This is a genomic window from Pseudomonas sp. RA_35y_Pfl2_P32 (genome assembly GCF_963970735.1).
In the GTDB taxonomy this organism is placed as follows: Bacteria; Pseudomonadota; Gammaproteobacteria; order Pseudomonadales; family Pseudomonadaceae; genus Aquipseudomonas.
The window spans coordinates 1-19,061 of the sequence record NZ_CAXAQF010000002.1 but is presented as its reverse complement, the minus strand read 5'-3'; the positions used below and the strand labels follow the sequence as shown (position 1 = coordinate 19,061).

Sequence of the window (19,061 nt, the reverse complement as noted above, 5' to 3'; positions counted from 1 at the left end):
CCTCATGATCCGCGAAGAATTCCTGCGTTTGGCCGCTGCCGGCTACAACCGCATTCCGCTTGCCTGCGAAACCCTTGCCGACTTCGACACGCCGCTGTCGATCTACCTGAAACTGGCCGATCAACCCAACTCCTACCTGTTGGAGTCGGTGCAGGGCGGGGAGAAGTGGGGGCGTTATTCGATCATTGGCCTGCCGTGCCGCACGGTCCTGCGGGTGCATGACCTGCACGTGAGTGTGACCGTCGATGGGGTCGAGGTGGAAAGCCACGATGTCGAAGACCCGCTGGCCTTCGTCGAGACCTTCAAGGCGCGCTACAACGTGCCGACCATCGCCGGATTGCCGCGCTTCAACGGTGGCCTGGTGGGGTACTTCGGTTATGACTGCGTGCGTTATGTGGAGAAGCGTCTGGGCAAGTGCCCGAACCCCGACCCGCTGGGCGTGCCGGACATCCTGCTGATGGTTTCCGATGCGGTGGTCGTGTTCGATAACCTGGCGGGCAAGATGCACGCCATTGTGCTGGCCGATCCGGCGCAGGAAAACGCCTTTGAGCACGGGCAGGCGCGCCTGGCGCAGTTGCTGGAGCAACTGCGCCAGCCGATTACCCCGCGCCGTGGCCTGGATTTCAGCCAGCAGCAGGCGGCGGACCCGGTGTTCCGTTCCAGTTTTACCCAGGCCGATTACGAGCGTGCTGTCGACACTATCAAGGAGTACATCCTGGCGGGTGACTGCATGCAGGTGGTGCCGTCGCAGCGGATGTCCATCGACTTCCAGGCGGCGCCCATCGATCTGTACCGTGCCCTGCGTTGCTTCAATCCGACGCCGTACATGTACTTCTTCAACTTCGGCGACTTCCATGTGGTGGGCAGTTCGCCGGAAGTGCTGGTACGGGTGGAAGACAACCTGATCACCGTGCGCCCGATTGCCGGTACTCGTCCTCGTGGTGCCAACGAAGAGGCCGACCTGGCGCTGGAAGAGGATCTGCTGTCGGACGACAAGGAGATCGCCGAACACCTGATGCTGATCGACCTGGGCCGCAACGACACCGGGCGGGTTTCGGAAATCGGTTCGGTGAAGCTGACCGAAAAAATGGTCATTGAGCGTTATTCCAACGTGATGCACATTGTCTCCAACGTCACGGGCCAGTTGAAAGCTGGCCTGACCGCGATGGACGCATTGCGGGCGATCCTGCCAGCGGGCACCTTGTCGGGCGCGCCGAAGATTCGCGCGATGGAAATCATCGACGAGCTGGAGCCGGTCAAGCGCGGTGTGTACGGTGGGGCGGTGGGTTACTTCGCCTGGAATGGCAATATGGACACGGCGATTGCGATCCGCACGGCAGTGATCAAGAACGGCGAATTGCACGTACAGGCCGGCGGCGGCATCGTTGCCGACTCGGTGCCGGCGCTGGAATGGGAAGAAACCCTGAACAAGCGCCGCGCGATGTTCCGTGCTGTGGCCCTGGCTGAGCAAACACCCCAGGATTGATGCTGTAGCGCGACACAAAAAAACGCTGCCCCCGTGAGGAGGCAGCGTTTTTTTTGGCGCCGTGTTTTAGAAGTCCAGCACCACGCCGACATTCACCCCTTGCTGGGTGAAGTCATCGTCCTTGCGGATGTTGTAGCCAGCCCGCAACGCCAGGTCGGCTGTCAGTTTGTGGCTGACGCCCAGGTTTAGGCGGTTTGTGTGGGACTGCGGGGTGTAGCCGGCCAGGGTGTACGGGTTGCCGGGCAGGGTGTTGAGGTTCATGGTCACGTCTTGGGTATCGTCTTCGTACTCGCGTTCGTGGGCGTATTCGCCATACACCTGGGTTTGCGGGGTGAACAGGTACTTGCCCTGCAGACCGATACCCAGGCGGCGTGAGTTGCGGGTCTGGTCGTCGTAGGTCAGCGCAGTGGCGGTGTTGTCGTCCTCGGAGTAACCGTCGACTTTGACCTTGGCGAAGTCCGCGCTGAGGAACGGTGATAGGTGCCACGGGCTGCTCGCCTGTTGCGCGATGTCGTAGCCGATCCGGCCGCTGGCTGCCAGCACGGTGCCGCTGGTATCGCCTTTTTCGCCGCGTTCGTTGACGCCCAGGTCGAACTTGCGCTTGAGGCTGTCGTAGTCCAGGTGCCCGGCTGTCAGCGCACCGTCCGCCCACCAACGATTTTCCTGGTACTGCGCAAAGGCGGTGCCCATGTAGGTATTGAGTTTGTAGTCCGAATCGTTGTGCCCGGCTTCCAGGCTTTGACGATAGAACCCGGCTGCGACGCCGACACGCCAGGCATCGTTGAGGCGGTAGCTGCCACCGATGTTCAAGTTGTAGCCAGTGCCATCTGCGCTGGCGGCACTGTTCTGGCCGTCGAAGTCCAGGTGCTGGCCACCGCCAGCGACAATGGCTCGCCATTGGCCGACGCCCTGCCAATTTTCCCAGTCGGCTTGCCATTGGTTGCGCAGTTCATCCTGGTGCGCACGCAGGGTGCCGTGGGCCATTTCTGGCAACAGTGAGGCTTCCCATGGCGCGGCCAGCAAGGAGTAGGCGTAGTCGGCGATCAGGCGCTGGCCGGCTTCGGTGGGGTGGACCGAGTCGTTGTAGATCAGCTTGCTCGGGTCGGGGGTGGCGCTGTTGATGCCGTACCGGGCGTTTTCCGTGCAGCCACTGCCACTGAAGCAGGTGGCGGTGAGGTTCTGGTCGGCGGCCAGGCCGAATTGCGCCGGGTTGGCGAAGGCTTCGTTGAGCAACACCGGAATGTTCAGCGGGATGATTTCCGCGTCAACGGTCTGCAGTTGCCGCACCAGTTCGGTGTTGAACTGGGTGCTGAGTTGAGAGACGAAGCCTTGCAGCGGACTGCCGTTGATTGCCGGTGTCAGGCCGATGTCCGGGAGCAGCCAGACCATGATGTATTTGGCGCCCGCCTGCTGCAGGGTTTGCACGCTATCGACCAGCCGGCCGGCAGCCGCATCGGCCTGGGCGAGGTTGAGGATGCGGCCCTGGAGGAAGTCGTTGCCGCCACCGGAGAGGTAATAGAGGGCGTTGGGATCGGCGCGCAAGCCATTGCTGGGCAGATAGCCTGGGCGTGTGCGCTCGCCGGTGGCTGAGGTGGTGGTGATGGAGTCGAGAATCTGGTCGGTGCGATAACCGCCTACCGCCCAGTTGTTACCATCGACCAGGCCCTGGCTGGCGCGGGTCGCCGAGGTCGAGGCGGCGGTCTGATCATCCGAGAACCCCAGTTTGCCCCCCAGCAGTTGAGTCGAGTTGGCGGAACGGACTTCCCCGCTGCCATCCCGGTAGGTTGGCCCCACCCGGTTGGTGAAGCGCTGCGTCGCGCCTGCCGGACCGCCTGGGTCAGCGAACTGGCCGGCATCGTTGAGACTGTCGCCAAAGACCACAAAGTTCGAGTAAGGCGTCGGTGCAGCGATCGCTTGGGCGCAAGCCATCGCGAGAAGGCCTCCTGCCAGCGGTACAAACAGCGTCTGTCTGATCATGATCAAGTCCGTTTATTTATTGTTGTGTTGAACGAAACGACAGTACCAAAAACTTTTGCGCTTTAGCTATGGCTAAAGGCCGTATCACCCGCTAGCGCTACGCCATATTGCACCCTCTGCTCAGCTAAGTTACTGTGCTGGAATGTATGAATGAGACCTTCCCCGTGTTGATCGTCAGCAAACTCTTGGATCAAGTCGTCAAGGCACACGCCCGTTGGCGTTGGCGCGCCTGAACTGTCTCTGCCGGCTCGGCCGGACCTGTCCCCGTTTGCCTTCTATACCCGTATGAACTGCCGCTGTTGCTGGCTCCACTTCCAGCATCTGACCGAGCGACGCCACTGTGCGGGTCAATCATTCGAAGGCTGTTTTAAAAGTCAGTGAATTCAAGAGGTTTGAACCCATGTTGCTGATGATTGATAACTACGACTCCTTTACCTACAACGTTGTGCAGTACCTCGGCGAGCTGGGCTCAGAGGTCAAGGTAGTGCGCAACGATGAGCTGACCATCGCCCAGATCGAAGCACTCAACCCCGAGCGCATCGTCGTTTCCCCCGGCCCGTGCACGCCGACCGAAGCCGGTGTGTCGATCGAAGCCATCAAGTACTTCGCCGGTAAACTGCCGATTCTCGGCGTCTGCCTGGGACACCAGTCGATCGGTCAGGCGTTTGGTGGCGATGTGGTGCGTGCCCGCCAAGTCATGCACGGTAAGACTAGTCCGGTATTCCACGAGGACAAGGGCGTGTTTGCAGGTCTGAACCATCCGCTGACGGTCACTCGCTATCACTCCCTGATTGTGAAACGCGAAACCCTGCCCGAGTGCCTGGAGCTGACCGCCTGGACCCAGCTCGAAGACGGCTCGGTCGATGAGATCATGGGGCTGCGCCACAAGACATTGAACATCGAGGGGGTGCAATTTCACCCCGAGTCGATCCTGACCGAGCAGGGCCACGAACTGTTCGCCAACTTCCTCAAACAAACCGGCGGCACGCGCTAAGGACTTTCCATGGATATCAAGACTGCCCTGAGCCGTATCGTCGGCCACCTGGACCTGAGCACTGAGGAAATGCGCGATGTGATGCGCGAAATCATGACCGGGCAATGCACGGACGCGCAGATTGGCGCGTTCATGATGGCCATGCGCATGAAGAGCGAGAGCATCGACGAAATCGTCGGCGCCGTGTCGGTGATGCGCGAGTTGGCGGACCGGGTCGAGCTCAATACCCTCGATGGCGTGGTGGATGTGGTGGGCACCGGCGGCGACGGTGCAAATATCTTCAACGTCTCGACTGCTTCTTCTTTTGTGGTGGCGGCTGCCGGCTGCACGGTGGCCAAACACGGTAACCGCGCCGTCTCGGGCAAGAGTGGCAGCGCCGACTTGCTGGAAGCCGCCGGGATCTACCTGAACCTGACGCCGGTGCAAGTGGCTCGCTGCATCGACAACGTTGGTATTGGTTTTATGTTTGCCCAATCCCACCACCGTGCGATGAAATACGCGGCAGGTCCACGGCGGGACCTGGGTTTGCGCACACTGTTCAACATGCTTGGCCCGCTTACGAATCCGGCCGGTGTGAAACATCAGGTAGTGGGTGTTTTCAGTCAGGCGTTGTGCCGGCCGTTGGCCGAAGTATTGCAGCGTCTGGGCAGCAAACACGTGCTGGTCGTGCATTCCAAGGATGGCCTGGATGAGTTCAGTCTGGCGGCGCCGACGTTTGTTGCCGAACTGAAGAACGATCAGGTCACTGAGTATTGGGTCGAACCTGAGGACCTGGGCATGAAGAGCCAGAGCTTGCACGGTCTGGCAGTGGACAGCCCGGCGGCTTCGCTGGAACTGATTCGCGACGCACTGGGTCGCCGTAAAACCGAAAACGGCCAGAAAGCGGCCGAAATGATTGTGCTCAACGCGGGTGCTGCGCTGTATGCCGCTGATCATGCGAGCAGTCTGAAAGAGGGGGTTGCCCTGGCTCATGACGCGTTGCACACCGGCCTTGCGCGCGAGAAGCTCGAAGAGTTGGGTGCATTTACTGCGGTATTCAAAGTGGAGAATGAAGCATGAGTGTACCGACGGTGCTCGAGAAAATTCTCGCCCGCAAAGTTGAGGAGGTCGCCGAGCGTAGCGCTCGTGTGACACTGGCTGAACTGGAAGCCCTGGCCAAGGTGGCGAACGCACCTCGCGGCTTCGCCCAAGCGTTGATCTCCCAGGCCAAGCTCAAACAGCCGGCGGTCATCGCCGAAATCAAGAAAGCTTCGCCGAGCAAAGGGGTGATCCGCGAGCACTTTGTTCCCGCCGAGATCGCGACCAGCTACGAGAAGGGCGGGGCGACCTGCCTTTCAGTGCTGACCGATGTCGACTACTTTCAGGGTGCGGACAGCTACCTGCAACAGGCTCGCGCGGCGTGCAACCTGCCGGTGATTCGCAAGGACTTCATGATTGATCCGTACCAGATCGTTGAAGCCCGTGCATTGGGCGCCGATTGTGTGTTGCTGATCGTCTCCGCGCTGGACGACGTCAAGATGGCTGAGCTGGCCGCCGTTGCCAAAGGCGTTGGCCTCGACGTACTGGTGGAAGTTCACGACGGTGACGAGCTGGAGCGGGCCTTAAAAACCCTCGACACGCCACTGGTCGGGGTTAACAACCGTAACCTGCATACGTTTGAAGTGAATCTGGAAACCACCCTCGATCTGTTGCCGCGCATCCCTCGCGATCGCCTGGTGATCACCGAAAGTGGCATTCTCAACCGCGCGGACGTCGAGCTGATGGAAATCAGTGAGGTGTATTCGTTCCTGGTGGGTGAAGCCTTCATGCGGGCCGAGAATCCGGGGACGGAGCTGCAGCGTCTGTTCTTTCCGGAGCGCGGCGTGCCAGTCAGCGGTTCTACACTCGACTGAACCTGATTTAATCAAGAAGCCGGCGATGCCGGCTTTTTTGTATCCACAGCCAAGGATTTGCCTGCCATGACCCAACCCATTGCCTTGACCGTCGAAGCGGGCCTGCAAGCTGAGCAGGATTTGCTGGCGACTGTGTGTGCCGGTGACCAGGATTTTGCTCTGTTGTTCTGGCAGCCAAGCGATCGTGCGCTGGTCATGCCCCGGCGCTTGAGTCGTTTGCCGGGGTTCGACGCTGCCTGTGCGGCGTCGGCGGAGAATGGCTGGCCGGTGTTGTTGCGTGAAACCGGGGGCGAGCCGGTGCCGCAGTCGGCGGCGACCATCAACATTGCGCTGGTCTACGCACCGCCGCGCAGCGAAGGTGATCACGGACGCATCGAAACCGCTTATCGGCGTCTGTGCGATCCGATATGCACATTGCTGGCCGAGCTGGGCGGCAAGGCGTCTTTGGGGGAAGTGGCAGGTGCGTTCTGTGATGGGCGCTTCAACGTCAATCTCGAGGGTCGCAAGCTGGTTGGCACCGCTCAGCGCTGGCGCCAGAGCAAAGGTGGGCAGCGCCCGGTAGGGCTGGTGCATGGCGCATTGCTGCTGGACGATGAGCGCGAATCGATGGTGCAGGCGGTCAACCGTTTTAACGAAGTGTGCGGCCTTGAGCAGCGGGTGCGGGCGTCTAGCCATATCGCCCTGCATGAGCAATTCGCCGCTCCCCAGGCCATCGAGCGCCTGGACACGTTGTATCGGCAGATGCTGGCCGAGGTGCTGGCGCCTTAGCGGGTGCCGAACACCACCATGGTCTTACCCTTGACGTTCACCAGGTTGCGCTCTTCCAGGTCCTTGAGTACGCGCCCGACCATTTCCCGCGAGCAGCCAACGATCCGGCCGATTTCTTGACGGGTGACCTTGATCTGCATGCCGTCGGGGTGGGTCATGGCGTCGGGCTGTTTGCACAGCTCCAGCAGGCAGCGCGCGACCCGGCCGGTGACGTCGAAGAACGCCAGGTCACCGACTTTGCGGGTGGTGTTGCGCAGGCGCTGGGCAATCTGCCCGCTGAGCACGTAGAGAATGTCCGGATCTTGTTGGGACAGCTCACGGAACTTGCTGTAGGTGATCTCGGCCACTTCGCACTCGACCTTGGCGCGCACCCAGGCACTGCGTTCTTGCTCTTGGCCTGCTTGTTCGAACAAGCCCAGCTCGCCAAAAAAATCCCCGGGGTTGAGGTAGGCGATGATCATTTCCCGGCCATCGTCATCCTCGATGAGAATGGTGACTGAGCCCTTGATCATGAAAAACAGTGTGTCGGAACGGTCACCTGCGCAAATGATGTTGCTCTTGGCCTGGTAGCGACGGCGCTGGCAATGCATCAGTAACTTGTCGAGGTTCTTGATCTTGGGGGTTGGGGCAATTGCAACCATGGTTGAATCCCGAAAAGACTGCACGGTCTGACGTGGTTGTTTTTATGAGGCGCTGCAACGCGTGTGCTCTAGGGTGGGTGTCGCGCCAGTGAATTGGCGCCAGCTTAACAGACACATTCTGTCGTCATTAGAGAAATTATCAATGATGCCCGTCGCCGGCTTACGCTGCAGCGGCACGCTGTCAATCGAAGGCCCTGTGCTAAGCTGGCGACCCTTTTTTTACAGTGGAGACTTGGCGATGAAGGCACGCATCCAATGGGCTGGCGAAGCCATGTTCCTCGGTGAATCCGGCAGTGGTCACGTTGTGGTCATGGACGGTCCGCCTGAGGCCGGTGGTCGCAACCTGGGGGTTCGGCCGATGGAAATGCTCCTGCTCGGTGTGGGCGGTTGCAGCAATTTCGACGTGGTCAGCATCCTCAAGAAGTCGCGCCAGGCAGTGGAAAGCTGCGAAGCCTTCCTGGAAGCCGAGCGTGCGACTGAAGATCCCAAGGTGTTCACCAAGATCCACATGCATTTTGTAGTCAAGGGCCGGGCGCTCAAGGAAGCCCAGGTCAAGCGCGCCATCGAGTTGTCAGCTGAGAAGTACTGCTCCGCATCGATCATGCTGGGGGCCGCGGGCGTGGCCATCACCCACGACTACGAAATCATCGAGTTGGGTTGAGTCGATTTCGTCATCGCGAAGAGGGCTAGGCCTTTTTATGCGGTGGACGCGGGCACAAAAAAGGGCGCTGATGTCAGCGCCCTTTTTTTGTCTCGGTGATTGAGGTGTGTCAAATGCGGTAGGTGCTTTTGGTCATCACCTTGGCCAACAGGCTCATGCCGAACTTCACCGGGGCCGGGAAGCGGAAACCGCCGGCATCCAGCGCACTTTCGGCGTGTTGTTCTTCGTCAATGCGCATCTGCTCAAGAATGGCCCGCGACTTCTCGTCCTCGGCCGGCAGTTGCTCCAGGTGTTCGTTCAGGTGTTTGCAGACCTGATCTTCGGTCGCGGCGACGAAACCCAGGCTGACTTTGTCGCTGATCAATCCGGCCACCGCACCGATGCCGAACGACATACCGTAGAACAACGGGTTGAGGATGCTGGTATGGCTGCCCAGTTGGCGGATGCGTTGTTCGCACCAGACCAGATGATCGATTTCTTCCTCGGCCGCATGCTCCATCGCCGCCCGCACCTGCGGCAGTTTGGCGGTCAGGGCCTGGCCTTGATACAGCGCCTGGGCACAGACTTCACCGGTATGGTTGATGCGCATCAGGCCGGCGACGTGACGGGTGTCCTCGTCGCTCATTTTGCTTTCTGGCTGCAGGATGGCCGGCGACGGGCGATAAGGCTGGCCACTGAAGGGCAGCAAGGTGCGCATCGCGGTATCGGCTTGCAACAGAAGACGGTCAATGGGCGAGTAGTGACGTTGGGTAGTCATGCTGACCTCCGGGAAGAATCTCGGCGGCCAGTTTACCGCAATCGGTAGGGGAAGGTTTGCCCTGGGTCATGGCGATTGACGACACAACCCGGAGCAACAGGGGGATCAGCCCGGTGGCCAGTGCATCTGGCGTTGACCCAGGACGTGCATATGAATGTGGTAGACGGTCTGCCCACCCAGTTCATTGCAGTTCATCACCACCCGAAAGCCTTCTTCACAGCCCAGCTCCAGCGCCAGGCGTTGTGCGGTGAACAGGATATGCCCGGCCAGCGCCTTGTCGTCCTCGGTGAGGTCGTTGAGGGTGCGCACCGGCTTTTTCGGAATGACCAGGAAGTGCACGGGGGCCTGGGGGGCAATGTCGTGGAAGGCCAGGACCTGGTCATCCTCGTAAATGATCTTGGCAGGTATTTCTCTGTTGATGATCTTGGTGAACAGAGTATCCACAGCTGTTTCTCCATGTTGATGGGCCGCTCTGAGTGTACTGAAGAGACCACGCTGGTGCCCGACCTTTTATTGCGTTGGTGCTCAGCGCGGGCAATAGGCCTTGTTGACCATGCCGACGATGGTTCGGGTCAACCAGCGCGAGCCCAGGCGCGGCAGGAAGGCGAACCAGCGATTGCGCCGTCCGGGGATGATGATTGCACGATTCTTATCCAGTGCCCGCACGGTGTACAGCGCCACTTCCTCGGGGCTCATCAACAACTTGCTGGCGTTCAGTTTGCTGTCGTCCAACTGTGCGGTACGAAAGAAGGCGGTCCGGGTCGGGCCGGGGCACAGCACCGAAACCTTGACCGCACATTTTTTCAGCTCCACCCGCAGGCCTTCGGAAAAGTGCAGCACATAGGCCTTGCTGGCGTAGTAGGTGCTCATCCAGGGGCCTGGATTGAAGGCCGCCACGGAAGCTACGTTGAGAATCTGCCCGCCACCCTGCAGGGCCATGCTGTTGCCAATGGCATGACACAGGCGCGTGAGGGCGAGGATGTTGACTTCAATCAGGTCTTGTTCGGTCATCCAGTCCTGGGCCAGGAAGGGGCCGCAGGTGCCGATGCCAGCGCAATTGACCAGTAGGTCGATCTGCCGCTCGCCCTCTTCGAGCTCCAGCAAGAAGCCGGACAGGCGCAGCGGTTCACCCAGGTCGCAGGCGCGAAACAGCACTTCGACGCCAAAGCGCTGGGTCAACTCGATGGCGATGCTTTCCAACTGATCACGTTGACGAGCCACCAGAATCAGGCTGCGGCCTCGGCGCGCCAGGGCTTCGGCCATGGCCAAGCCGATGCCGCTGGAAGCGCCAGTGATCAGTGCGTAACGGGTCATGCAGTTCTCCATCGCAACGGCTCGAGGCCTGTGGACAGAGGGTTCACAGGTCGCCAGCGCGTTTATTCTTTCTCATAGTCTACAGGGGGCTGGGCGGCTTGCGCCGCATCGTCTGCCTCAACGTTTTCAGCCGACTCGTCGATCTCGTAGCCGCTGCTCATGGTGCTTTCGTATTCTTCGGTGACGGCACTGAGGCCGCCAGCCAGCGCGCCGACAAACACCACGGCAATCACCACCAGCCAAAGGCCGGCCAATACGTTCACCGCAGTGCTATTGGGCGGTTGCGGTGCGCCGTAGCGGTTGGCGCCGGGGATGCCCGGGATGACCGCCAATGCGATGGGAAACAGGCTGCCCACAATGGGCACCAGGTTCAGGAACCACAGCCAGCCGGACCAGCCCAGGTCATGCAGGCGCTGTACGCTGATGGTGATATTCACATAGAAGTAGGCAAGCAGGCCGACGACACAAACAATTGCCCCCAACACCCTGTTATCGCCCGCCAACAGGCCCAGCCCCAGTGTACCGGCGACACCACCTATGATCAGCAGTGCAGCCAGCGACCAGGCCAGATACCGCAAGCGACCGATGCGTCCCTGGACACTGAACACCTTGAGTTCGGAAAACGTTGTGTTGACCTCACCCACTGGCGCGCGGGGCGGGGCATAGGGCGAGGTATCGGGCTCGGGCAGGGGCGCTGTGGCGGGTTTGACGTCACTCAGATTGAGCTCGATCGAAGGCTCGGCCTCGATCCGCGCATCAACGCCGGTCTTTGTCAGGGCCGAGAGATAGGTGTGCGCATCGGCCTGGGAAAGGTTGTGCTTGAGAGCGACGAGTTCGCCACTGAACAGCCGTTCGATGGCACTGACATCACACTTGAACAATTCGGCGAGGTTGAGTTTCGCCGTGGTGATCTCGACCCCTGGCAGCAGGGCGCCGTCGAAGACAATCTTGAAACGGTTTTCGCTCATGCCAGTACTTCCTTGTCGCGATTGATCGGGGTGTGCGCGTTACCTGGGGCAGCCAAATCCGGCTGACCCAGGTCGGTGGCTTAACGCGGCCAGCGTTTGGGCAGTTGGGCCGCCAGTTCCTGCGCTTTACGGTACTCGGCATCCAACCGGGCGACCAGTTCGTCTACGCTGGGCAGGTCGTCGATTTCACCGACGCCCTGACCGGCAGACCACACGGTTTTCCAGGCTTTGGCTTCATCGCTGATCGGCTTGAGCTTGGCGCCGAAGTTGATTTCGCCCTTGCCTTGCAAGGCGTCGAGATCAAAACCGGCGTTGAGCAGGCTTTGGCGCATGAAACTTGCCGGTACGCCCGAGACCGCTGGCGTATGAACGATGTCCGCCGCTCTGGACGTCAGCAACATCTCTTTGTAGGCCTCAGGTGCATGGCTTTCAGTGGTGCCGATAAACCGTGTGCCGAAGTAGGCCAGGTCGGCGCCGAGCAGTTGCGCGGCGAGAATTTCATGGCCGTGGTTCAGGCAGCCGGCCAGCAGCAGGGTCTTGTCGAAGAACTGACGGATTTCGGCAATCAGCGAGAAGGGGCTCCAGGTGCCGGCGTGACCACCGGCACCGGCGGCAACGGCGATCAAGCCATCGACGCCGGCTTCGGCGGCTTTTTCGGCATGCCGGCGGGTTGTCACGTCGTGGAACACCAGACCACCGTAGCTATGCACCGCATCAACCACTTCTTTCACTGCCCCCAGGCTGGTGATCACGATCGGCACTTTATGCTCGATGCAGATCGCCAGGTCGGCCTGCAGCCGTGGATTGCTGTTGTGCACAATCAGGTTCACAGCATAGGGCGCGGGGTTCTTCAGCTGCGCCAGACCCGCTTCGATCTCCTCCAGCCAGGCCTTGAAGCCGCTGCTTTCGCGCTGGTTCAGGGCCGGAAAGCTGCCGACCACGCCATTGCGACAGCACGCCAGCACCAGTTGTGGATTGGAGATCAGGAACATCGGCGCCGCCACGACGGGCAGGCGCAGGTGTTGTTCTAGCAAAGCGGGCAGCGACATTGGAAGTACCCCGATGGAAAGCGTTCAGTAGGATTAGAACGGCCGTACGACGACCAAAATTACAATAGCCAGCAATATCAGAACCGGCACTTCATTGAACCAGCGATAAAAGACATGGCTGCGGGTGTTTTCGCCACGGGCGAAACGCTTCACCTGGGCGCCGCACATGTGGTGGTAGCCAATCAGCAGCACCACCAGCGTCAGCTTCGCGTGCATCCAGCCGCCCTGGGTGAAGTAGGCGCTGGGGTTGAGGCTGATCAGCCAGCCGCCAAAGATCAGCGTGGCGATCATTGCCGGGCCCATGATGCCCCGGTACAGCTTGCGCTCCATGAGGCTGAAGCGCTCCTTGCTGATGCTGTCTTCGCTTTGGGCGTGGTAGACGAACAGGCGCGGCAGGTAAAACAGGCCGGCAAACCAGCACACGACGCTGATGATATGAAAAGCTTTGAGCCACAAATAAAGCATTTTTAGTTATTCCCAGGTTCACGGTAGCCCGAATAGTAGAGGCTTGAGCGCCCGCACGTCACCTTGACGGTTGTCGCAGGGGCGCGCGGCCCCTATTATCGACGGCTTTCCAGTGGGTTCGTTGAGGGCAGGTTTATGGTCAAGGTCGGTATCGTCGGCGGCACGGGTTACACCGGTGTCGAATTGCTGCGTCTGTTGGCACAGCATCCGCAAGCAGAAGTGGCAGTGATCACTTCCCGATCCGAGGCCGGTCTGGCCGTGGCTGATCTGTACCCGAACCTGCGTGGCCACTACGATGGCCTGGCGTTCAGCGTTCCGGACATCAAGACCCTGGGGGCCTGCGATGTCGTATTCTTCGCCACCCCTCACGGCGTTGCCCACGCCTTGGCTGGCGAGCTGCTCGCGGCCGGGACCAAGGTCATCGACCTGTCCGCCGACTTCCGTCTGCAGGACGCGGATGAGTGGGCCAAGTGGTACAACCAACCGCACGGTGCGCCCGAGTTGTTGGAGGAGGCGGTTTACGGCCTGCCGGAAGTCAATCGCGAGCAAATCAAACAGGCTCGCCTGATCGCTGTGCCGGGCTGCTACCCAACGGCCACTCAACTGGGCTTCCTGCCGCTGCTGGAAGCGGGTCTGGCCGATACGTCGCGCCTGATCGCTGACTGCAAGTCCGGGGTCAGCGGTGCGGGTCGCGGCGCGGCTGTCGGTTCGCTGTACTCGGAAACATCGGAAAGCATGAAGGCCTACGCGGTCAAAGGTCACCGTCACCTGCCAGAAATTCGCCAGGGCCTGCGTCGCGCCGCTGGCCAGGACGTTGGCTTGACCTTCGTGCCGCACTTGACCCCGATGATTCGTGGCATTCACTCCACGCTGTACGCCACAGTGGTCGATCGTTCCGTGGACCTGCAGGCGTTGTTCGAGAAGCGCTATGCCAACGAACCGTTCGTCGATGTCATGCCGGCTGGCAGCCACCCGGAAACCCGCAGCGTGCGTGGTGCCAACGTCTGCCGGATTGCGGTACACCGCCCGCAGGATGGCGACCTGGTGGTGGTGTTGTCGGTGATCGACAACCTGGTCAAAGGCGCCTCGGGCCAGGCGGTACAGAACCTGAACATCCTGTTTGGCCTGGACGAACGCCTGGGGCTGTCCCATGCGGGCATGCTGCCTTAAGCGTCGCAGCGTCGAACAAAAAGGCCCGTCAACGGGCCTTTTTGTTGTCTGGGAAACGAGTTGGGTTGATTGCTATACCATAACAATAGTTGACCGATTTTCTGGGAGAAGCGGATAATGCCCGTCATCACGCATTATGGCGGCGTAACGCCGGGAGATAGTCAGCATGAGCGTCGAATCCTTCACCCCCACGGCTTTGCAATTCACCCACAGTGCCGCGCACAAGGTGAAGAGCCTGGTCGATGAAGAGGGTAATGATCGCTTGAAGCTGCGCGTATTTGTTACGGGCGGCGGTTGTTCAGGGTTTCAATACGGCTTTACCTTCGATGAAGAAGTCGCCGATGACGACACCATCGTCGAGCGCGAAGGCGTCAGCCTGGTGGTCGACCCGATGAGTTACCAGTACTTGGCCGGTGCCGAGGTGGATTATCAGGAGGGTCTGGAAGGTTCGCGGTTTGTGATCAAGAACCCGAATGCAACCACCACCTGCGGTTGTGGTTCTTCGTTCTCGATCTGATCGCTACACGCAGTATCCGCTGTACTCGACGCCGCATGGCCCAAGGCTTTTGCGGCGTTTTGCTGTCTGGTGTTCAGGCGGGGTAGATGGCGCCGAGGACTCGCAGGCCGCGGGCGCCGGTGACGCTGGGGCGATTGGCCGGGATGCCTTCGAGGCAGCAATGGGCCAGCCAGGCAAAGGCCATGGCTTCGACCCAGTCTGGGTCGACACCGTAAGCTGCGGTGCTGTCGACGCCTGCATTGGGCAGCAGGCTGGCGAGGCGAGCCATCAGTGCCGCATTGTGGGCGCCACCCCCACACACCAGCAGGGTCTGGGTGTCGACTTGCGCAGCTTGCAGTGATTCGACAATGGTCAGCGCGGTCAGCTCAAGCAGCGTGGCCTGTACGTCTTGGGCGGCGAATGCTGGCAGGCGCGCCAGGTGCTGGGTCAGCCAGGGCAGGTTGAACACTTCCCGGCCAGTGCTTTTCGGGCCCTTGGTCAGGAAGAAGGGGTCGCTGAGCAAGGCGTTCAGCAAGGCCGGCTCGACACGGCCGCTAGCCGCCCATAGGCCATCGCGGTCGAAGGTTTCCCCGCGTTGCTGATGAATCCAGGCATCCAGCAGGACGTTACCGGGGCCGCAGTCGAACCCCGAGACCGGCTTGCCCGTTTCAATCAAACTCAGATTGCTGAAGCCGCCCACGTTCAACACCGCACGATTGCCGTGATGCTGGCCAAACAAGGCCTCATGGAAGGCCGGCACCAGCGGTGCGCCTTGGCCGCCGGCCGCGACATCACGGCTGCGGAAGTCGCTGACGACGCTGATGCCGGTCAGTTCGCTGAGCAGGGCCGGATTGCCGATTTGCACGGTGAAGCCGCGTGCGGGTTCGTGGCGAATGGTCTGGCCGTGGCTGCCTATCGCACGGATGTCGACGGCTTTGAGCTGTTGCGCGGCGAGCAGGGCGTTGATTCCCTGGGCCGCCAAGGTGACCCAGTTGTGCTGGGCAATCGCGGATCGGGCGATCTCGTCCGGGCCGCTGGCGCACAAACCAAGCAGCTCGGTGCGCAGGGATTCAGGCATGGGAATGTAGTGGGTGGCGATCAGCTTGATCGCCCCCTCGTACTCGATCAGCGCTATGTCCAGGCCATCCAGGCTGGTCCCGGACATCAGGCCGATATAGAGCGCCATGGCTTAGCGTTTGCTCGACGCGAGCAGGGTGGCTTTCTCTTGCGCCATGCGCGCCATTAGCGGCTGGCTCTGCTGCAGGAAGCGTGCACGCTCAGCCTTGGCGATCGGATCGGCCATGGGCAGTTTCTGGCCCAGCGGGTCGACGTGGACGCCGTTGACCTGGAACTCATAGTGCAAGTGCGGCCCGGTCGACAGGCCGGTGGTGCCGATGTAGCCGATGACCTGGCCCTGCTTGACGCTGCCACCGGTCTTCACGCCTTTGGCGAAGCCTTGCATGTGGCCGTACAGGGTGCGGTAGGCGTTGCCGTGCTGAATGATTACGGTGTTGCCGTAGCCACCGCGGCGGCCTGCCAGCAGGACCTTGCCGTCGCCGGCAGCCTTGATCGGCGTACCACGGGGGGCGGCGTAGTCGACGCCTTTGTGGGCGCGGATTTTGTTCAGAATTGGATGCTTGCGGCCCATGGAGAAACGCGAGCTAATACGAGCGAAGTCCACTGGTGTACGGATGAACGCCTTGCGCATGCTGTTGCCGTCAGCGGTGTAGTAGCTGCTGTTGCCTTGCTTGTTGGTATAGCGCACGGCGGTGTAGGTTTTGCCGCGGTTAGTGAAGCGGGCGGAGAGGATTGGGCCATTGCCGACAGCCTTGCCGTTGACCACTTTCTGTTCGTAGATCACGTCGAATTCGTCACCCTGGCGAATGTCCTGGGCGAAGTCGACGTCGTAGCCAAATACGCTGGCCATGTCCATGGTCAGGCTGTGGGACAGGCCGGCACGGGCTGCAGACTGGGACAGCGAACTGTTGATCACGCCATGGGCGTAAGCGGTCCGTACGGTCGGCTTGGCGGTAGTGCGACTGAAGGCATAACCCTTGGCATTCTTGCTCAGGCTAATGCTTTCGAGGTCGCTGATCTTGCTGTGCAGCGTCTTCAGTTGGCCGTCCGGGCCTAGCTCGAACTCAAGCTTCTGGCCGCGCTTGAGCTGGGTGAAGAGCTTGGCTTGCTTGTCGCTGGCAAGGATCTCGCTGACTGAAGTGGAGGGCAGTCCGACCTTCTCGAACAGCGTGGATAGCGTGTCACCCTTGGCAACAATCACTTCGCGGTGGCTCGGTGCCTTGTTCTCTTCAACCACTGGTGCGGGAGCCGCTTCAGCGGTTTGCGGGGTGTCTTCGGTGCTGTTTTCAATCTTGGCGAAGGGAGATTCTACGGGTTCGCTTGTGGCTTGAGCGGCGTCGGCAGCGTCTTGATCTTGTGTCAGTTGTTCTACGGGGCTTTCCAGCTCAAGGCTCAGGGTTGTCTTTTTGGCTTCGACGTCACTGGATGGAAACACCAGGAGCGCCAGGCTGAGCAAGGCGGCAATGCCGCTCGCAGCGAGCAGGTGGGTCTTCGGATAAAGCGGCGGCGCTTTAGGCGGTTCTGTGGTCATAGGTAATTTGACTTTGGAAAAGATGAATTGGAAAAGATGAATGACATGATGAAGATGAAATAACTGTATAAAATATAACCAAATCATCTCTTAAGCAAGCCGCGAGTGCTCTGTTCGTGGATTGCTGGCCGTGCGCCGGGCAAAACTTGTATTTGGTGCGCGATCTTGTATGGTTGGGTCCCTTTGAATCTGAGCCTTGCAGGTTGGTTATGAAGTCGGTTGAAGAGCAGCTAGCGCTGATCAAACGTGGTGCGGAAGAACTGTTGGTCGAGTCCGAGCTGATCGAGAAGCTCAAGCGTGGCCAGCCGCTGCGTATTAAGGCTGGCTTCGACCCGACTGCCCCGGATTTGCACCTGGGTCACACGGTGCTTATTAATAAGCTGCGCCAGTTCCAGGATCTGGGTCACCAGGTAATCTTCCTGATTGGTGACTTCACTGGGATGATCGGCGATCCAAGCGGCAAGAGCGCGACTCGTCCGCCCCTGACTCGTGAGCAGGTCCTCGAGAATGCCGAGACCTATAAGACTCAGGTGTTCAAGATCCTCGATCCGGCCAAGGCCGAAGTGGCGTTCAACTCCACCTGGATGGATCAGATGGGGCCGGCGGACTTCATTCGCCTGACGTCGCAGTACACCGTGGCGCGGATGCTCGAGCGCGACGACTTCGACAAGCGCTACTCGACCAATCAGCCTATCGCTATTCACGAGTTCCTCTATCCGCTGGTCCAGGGTTATGACTCGGTGGCTTTACGCGCCGACGTCGAGCTGGGCGGTACCGACCAGAAATTCAACCTGCTGATGGGGCGTGAGCTGCAGCGTGGATATGGTCAGGAGGCTCAGTGCATTCTGACCATGCCGCTGCTTGAAGGTCTGGACGGCGTGAAGAAGATGTCCAAGTCCCTGGGGAACTACGTCGGGATTCAGGAAGCACCGGGCGTCATGTACGGCAAACTGGTTTCGATTCCGGACGCGCTGATGTGGCGTTACTTCGAGTTGCTCAGCTTCCGTTCCATGGCAGAGATCGATGCGTTGCGTGCTGATGTCGAGGCGGGTGCCAACCCGCGGGATATCAAGATCAAGCTGGCCGAAGAGATCGTCGCGCGTTTCCATGGTGAAGAGGCTGCGGCCAATGCTCACCGTGCTGCGGGCAATCGCATGAAAGAAGGCGAGCTGCCGGACGACTTGCCGGAAATCGAGCTGACGGCCACTGAAGATATGCCGATCGCAGCCGTCCTTAATAAGGCAGGGCTGGTAAAGAACTCGGCAGTTGCTCGTGATCTGCTTGGTTCGGGTGGCGTGCGCATTGATGGTGAAGTCGTTGATCGTTCCTTTATATATGTATTGGGTGCCACCCATGTTTGCCAGGCTGGCAAGAAGGCATTTGCGCGTATTACGCTCAAATCCGAGTAATGCTGAAATAAGGGCTTGACGGCGAATTGTAACGGTCTATAATTCGCCCCACTTCCGGCGCAGTCGAAACGGAAAACTCCTTGGAAAACAATGAGTTAAGCAGTTTTCGGCAGCAGGTTGCTTCAGTTCATCGAAGCGCGAAAGGAGTTGAAAAAGAGGTGTTGACAGCAGCGTGTAACGCTGTAGAATTCGCCTCCCGCTACCGAGTGATCGGAAGCGCAAGTGGTTGAAGTTGTTGAAGAAATCTTCGAAAGCTTCTGAAAAATACCACTTGACAGTAAATGAGGCTGCTGTAGAATGCGCGCCTCGGTTGAGACGAAAGATCTTAACCAACCGCTCTTTAACAACTGAATCAAGCAATTCGTGTGGGTGCTTGTGCTGTCAGACTGATAGTCAAAAAGATTAT

Annotated in this window: 19 protein-coding genes; 9 read left to right on the top strand and 10 right to left on the bottom strand. The window is 59.9% G+C overall.

Features of this window, described 5'->3' with window-relative positions; translation table 11 throughout:
• Nucleotides 1-4: 4 nt before the first annotated feature.
• A complete protein-coding gene (trpE, locus tag AACY45_RS02170; RefSeq protein ID WP_339543936.1) occupies nt 5-1,486 on the top strand; it encodes an anthranilate synthase component I in 1,482 nt (493 codons plus the stop codon).
• A gap of 66 nt (nt 1,487-1,552) precedes the next feature.
• Here trpE and estP read toward each other — a convergent pair whose 3' ends face one another.
• Nucleotides 1,553-3,463, bottom strand: coding sequence for an esterase EstP (gene estP, locus AACY45_RS02165; RefSeq protein ID WP_339543935.1), 1,911 nt, complete (start codon nt 3,461-3,463; stop codon nt 1,553-1,555).
• Between the two features lie 400 nt (nt 3,464-3,863).
• Between estP and AACY45_RS02160 the strand changes: the two genes are divergently transcribed.
• The 4 genes from AACY45_RS02160 (at nt 3,864) to AACY45_RS02145 (ending at nt 7,117) form a co-directional block, all read left to right on the top strand.
• Entirely contained in the window at nt 3,864-4,457 is a 594-nt protein-coding gene (locus tag AACY45_RS02160; protein ID WP_339543934.1) for an aminodeoxychorismate/anthranilate synthase component II, read from the top strand.
• A gap of 9 nt (nt 4,458-4,466) precedes the next feature.
• Nucleotides 4,467-5,516, top strand: a complete 1,050-nt coding sequence (gene trpD, locus AACY45_RS02155; protein WP_339543933.1) for an anthranilate phosphoribosyltransferase — start codon at nt 4,467-4,469, stop codon at nt 5,514-5,516.
• Nucleotides 5,513-6,349, top strand: a complete 837-nt coding sequence (trpC, locus tag AACY45_RS02150) for an indole-3-glycerol phosphate synthase TrpC (RefSeq protein ID WP_339543932.1) — start codon at nt 5,513-5,515, stop codon at nt 6,347-6,349. Before trpD ends, trpC begins: the two co-directional genes overlap by 4 nt.
• A gap of 66 nt (nt 6,350-6,415) precedes the next feature.
• Nucleotides 6,416-7,117, top strand: coding sequence for a lipoate--protein ligase family protein (locus AACY45_RS02145; protein WP_339543931.1), 702 nt, complete (start codon nt 6,416-6,418; stop codon nt 7,115-7,117).
• Here the strand turns inward: AACY45_RS02145 and crp are convergent.
• Nucleotides 7,114-7,758, bottom strand: coding sequence for a cAMP-activated global transcriptional regulator CRP (gene crp / locus AACY45_RS02140; RefSeq protein ID WP_339543930.1), 645 nt, complete (start codon nt 7,756-7,758; stop codon nt 7,114-7,116). The two genes, AACY45_RS02145 and crp, sit on opposite strands and share 4 nt — an antisense overlap.
• Before the next feature lie 238 nt (nt 7,759-7,996).
• Here crp and AACY45_RS02135 point away from each other — a divergent pair, with 238 nt between their 5' ends.
• Entirely contained in the window at nt 7,997-8,419 is a 423-nt protein-coding gene (locus AACY45_RS02135) for an OsmC family protein (RefSeq protein WP_005792019.1), read from the top strand.
• A 109-nt stretch (nt 8,420-8,528) separates the two neighbouring features.
• On the opposite strand, the gene coq7 is transcribed toward AACY45_RS02135, so the two are convergent.
• The 6 genes from coq7 to hemJ all read right to left on the bottom strand — a co-directional run bounded on the left by coq7 (nt 8,529) and on the right by hemJ (nt 12,972).
• Nucleotides 8,529-9,176 carry a 2-polyprenyl-3-methyl-6-methoxy-1,4-benzoquinone monooxygenase gene (gene coq7, locus AACY45_RS02130; RefSeq protein ID WP_095170529.1) on the bottom strand — a complete coding sequence of 216 codons (648 nt, stop codon included), beginning with the start codon at nt 9,174-9,176 and terminating at the stop codon, nt 8,529-8,531.
• 105 nt (nt 9,177-9,281) lie between these two features.
• The gene (locus AACY45_RS02125; protein ID WP_095170527.1) at nt 9,282-9,620 is read right to left on the bottom strand and encodes a histidine triad nucleotide-binding protein; all 339 of its coding nucleotides are present in this window, start codon (nt 9,618-9,620) and stop codon (nt 9,282-9,284) included.
• An 81-nt stretch (nt 9,621-9,701) separates the two neighbouring features.
• Nucleotides 9,702-10,490 carry an SDR family NAD(P)-dependent oxidoreductase gene (locus AACY45_RS02120; protein ID WP_159998201.1) on the bottom strand — a complete coding sequence of 263 codons (789 nt, stop codon included), beginning with the start codon at nt 10,488-10,490 and terminating at the stop codon, nt 9,702-9,704.
• A gap of 62 nt (nt 10,491-10,552) precedes the next feature.
• Nucleotides 10,553-11,458: a DUF805 domain-containing protein gene (locus AACY45_RS02115; RefSeq protein WP_339543929.1), complete on the bottom strand. Its 906-nt coding sequence runs from the start codon at nt 11,456-11,458 to the stop codon at nt 10,553-10,555.
• A gap of 80 nt (nt 11,459-11,538) precedes the next feature.
• Nucleotides 11,539-12,507, bottom strand: coding sequence for an NAD(P)H-dependent flavin oxidoreductase (locus tag AACY45_RS02110; RefSeq protein WP_339543928.1), 969 nt, complete (start codon nt 12,505-12,507; stop codon nt 11,539-11,541).
• 33 nt (nt 12,508-12,540) lie between these two features.
• Nucleotides 12,541-12,972: a protoporphyrinogen oxidase HemJ gene (gene hemJ, locus AACY45_RS02105; RefSeq protein ID WP_095170520.1), complete on the bottom strand. Its 432-nt coding sequence runs from the start codon at nt 12,970-12,972 to the stop codon at nt 12,541-12,543.
• A 135-nt stretch (nt 12,973-13,107) separates the two neighbouring features.
• Between hemJ and argC the strand changes: the two genes are divergently transcribed.
• Nucleotides 13,108-14,142: an N-acetyl-gamma-glutamyl-phosphate reductase gene (argC, locus tag AACY45_RS02100; RefSeq protein WP_339543927.1), complete on the top strand. Its 1,035-nt coding sequence runs from the start codon at nt 13,108-13,110 to the stop codon at nt 14,140-14,142.
• Between the two features lie 166 nt (nt 14,143-14,308).
• Complete coding sequence (erpA, locus tag AACY45_RS02095) at nt 14,309-14,659, top strand: iron-sulfur cluster insertion protein ErpA (RefSeq protein ID WP_339543926.1); 351 nt, start codon at nt 14,309-14,311, stop codon at nt 14,657-14,659.
• A 73-nt stretch (nt 14,660-14,732) separates the two neighbouring features.
• On the opposite strand, the gene AACY45_RS02090 is transcribed toward erpA, so the two are convergent.
• Together AACY45_RS02090 and AACY45_RS02085 are read right to left on the bottom strand one after the other, a co-directional pair.
• Nucleotides 14,733-15,824 (bottom strand): anhydro-N-acetylmuramic acid kinase, encoded by a 1,092-nt coding sequence (locus AACY45_RS02090; protein ID WP_339543925.1) that lies wholly within the window; start codon nt 15,822-15,824, stop codon nt 14,733-14,735.
• Between the two features lie 3 nt (nt 15,825-15,827).
• A complete protein-coding gene (locus AACY45_RS02085; RefSeq protein ID WP_339543924.1) occupies nt 15,828-17,246 on the bottom strand; it encodes a peptidoglycan DD-metalloendopeptidase family protein in 1,419 nt (472 codons plus the stop codon).
• A 209-nt stretch (nt 17,247-17,455) separates the two neighbouring features.
• On the opposite strand from AACY45_RS02085, the gene tyrS reads away from it, so the two are divergent.
• Nucleotides 17,456-18,655, top strand: coding sequence for a tyrosine--tRNA ligase (tyrS, locus tag AACY45_RS02080; RefSeq protein WP_339543923.1), 1,200 nt, complete (start codon nt 17,456-17,458; stop codon nt 18,653-18,655).
• Nucleotides 18,656-19,061: the final 406 nt, after the last annotated feature.

Coding starts and splice junctions, on each gene's coding strand:
- trpE (WP_339543936.1), top strand. CDS start 5: ATGATCCGCGAAGAATTCCTGCGTTTGGCCGCTGCCGGCTACAACCGC.
- estP (WP_339543935.1), bottom strand. CDS start 3,463: ATGATCAGACAGACGCTGTTTGTACCGCTGGCAGGAGGCCTTCTCGCG.
- AACY45_RS02160 (WP_339543934.1), top strand. CDS start 3,864: ATGTTGCTGATGATTGATAACTACGACTCCTTTACCTACAACGTTGTG.
- trpD (WP_339543933.1), top strand. CDS start 4,467: ATGGATATCAAGACTGCCCTGAGCCGTATCGTCGGCCACCTGGACCTG.
- trpC (WP_339543932.1), top strand. CDS start 5,513: ATGAGTGTACCGACGGTGCTCGAGAAAATTCTCGCCCGCAAAGTTGAG.
- AACY45_RS02145 (WP_339543931.1), top strand. CDS start 6,416: ATGACCCAACCCATTGCCTTGACCGTCGAAGCGGGCCTGCAAGCTGAG.
- crp (WP_339543930.1), bottom strand. CDS start 7,758: ATGGTTGCAATTGCCCCAACCCCCAAGATCAAGAACCTCGACAAGTTA.
- AACY45_RS02135 (WP_005792019.1), top strand. CDS start 7,997: ATGAAGGCACGCATCCAATGGGCTGGCGAAGCCATGTTCCTCGGTGAA.
- coq7 (WP_095170529.1), bottom strand. CDS start 9,176: ATGACTACCCAACGTCACTACTCGCCCATTGACCGTCTTCTGTTGCAA.
- AACY45_RS02120 (WP_159998201.1), bottom strand. CDS start 10,490: ATGACCCGTTACGCACTGATCACTGGCGCTTCCAGCGGCATCGGCTTG.
- AACY45_RS02115 (WP_339543929.1), bottom strand. CDS start 11,458: ATGAGCGAAAACCGTTTCAAGATTGTCTTCGACGGCGCCCTGCTGCCA.
- AACY45_RS02110 (WP_339543928.1), bottom strand. CDS start 12,507: ATGTCGCTGCCCGCTTTGCTAGAACAACACCTGCGCCTGCCCGTCGTG.
- hemJ (WP_095170520.1), bottom strand. CDS start 12,972: ATGCTTTATTTGTGGCTCAAAGCTTTTCATATCATCAGCGTCGTGTGC.
- argC (WP_339543927.1), top strand. CDS start 13,108: ATGGTCAAGGTCGGTATCGTCGGCGGCACGGGTTACACCGGTGTCGAA.
- erpA (WP_339543926.1), top strand. CDS start 14,309: ATGAGCGTCGAATCCTTCACCCCCACGGCTTTGCAATTCACCCACAGT.
- AACY45_RS02090 (WP_339543925.1), bottom strand. CDS start 15,824: ATGGCGCTCTATATCGGCCTGATGTCCGGGACCAGCCTGGATGGCCTG.
- AACY45_RS02085 (WP_339543924.1), bottom strand. CDS start 17,246: ATGACCACAGAACCGCCTAAAGCGCCGCCGCTTTATCCGAAGACCCAC.
- tyrS (WP_339543923.1), top strand. CDS start 17,456: ATGAAGTCGGTTGAAGAGCAGCTAGCGCTGATCAAACGTGGTGCGGAA.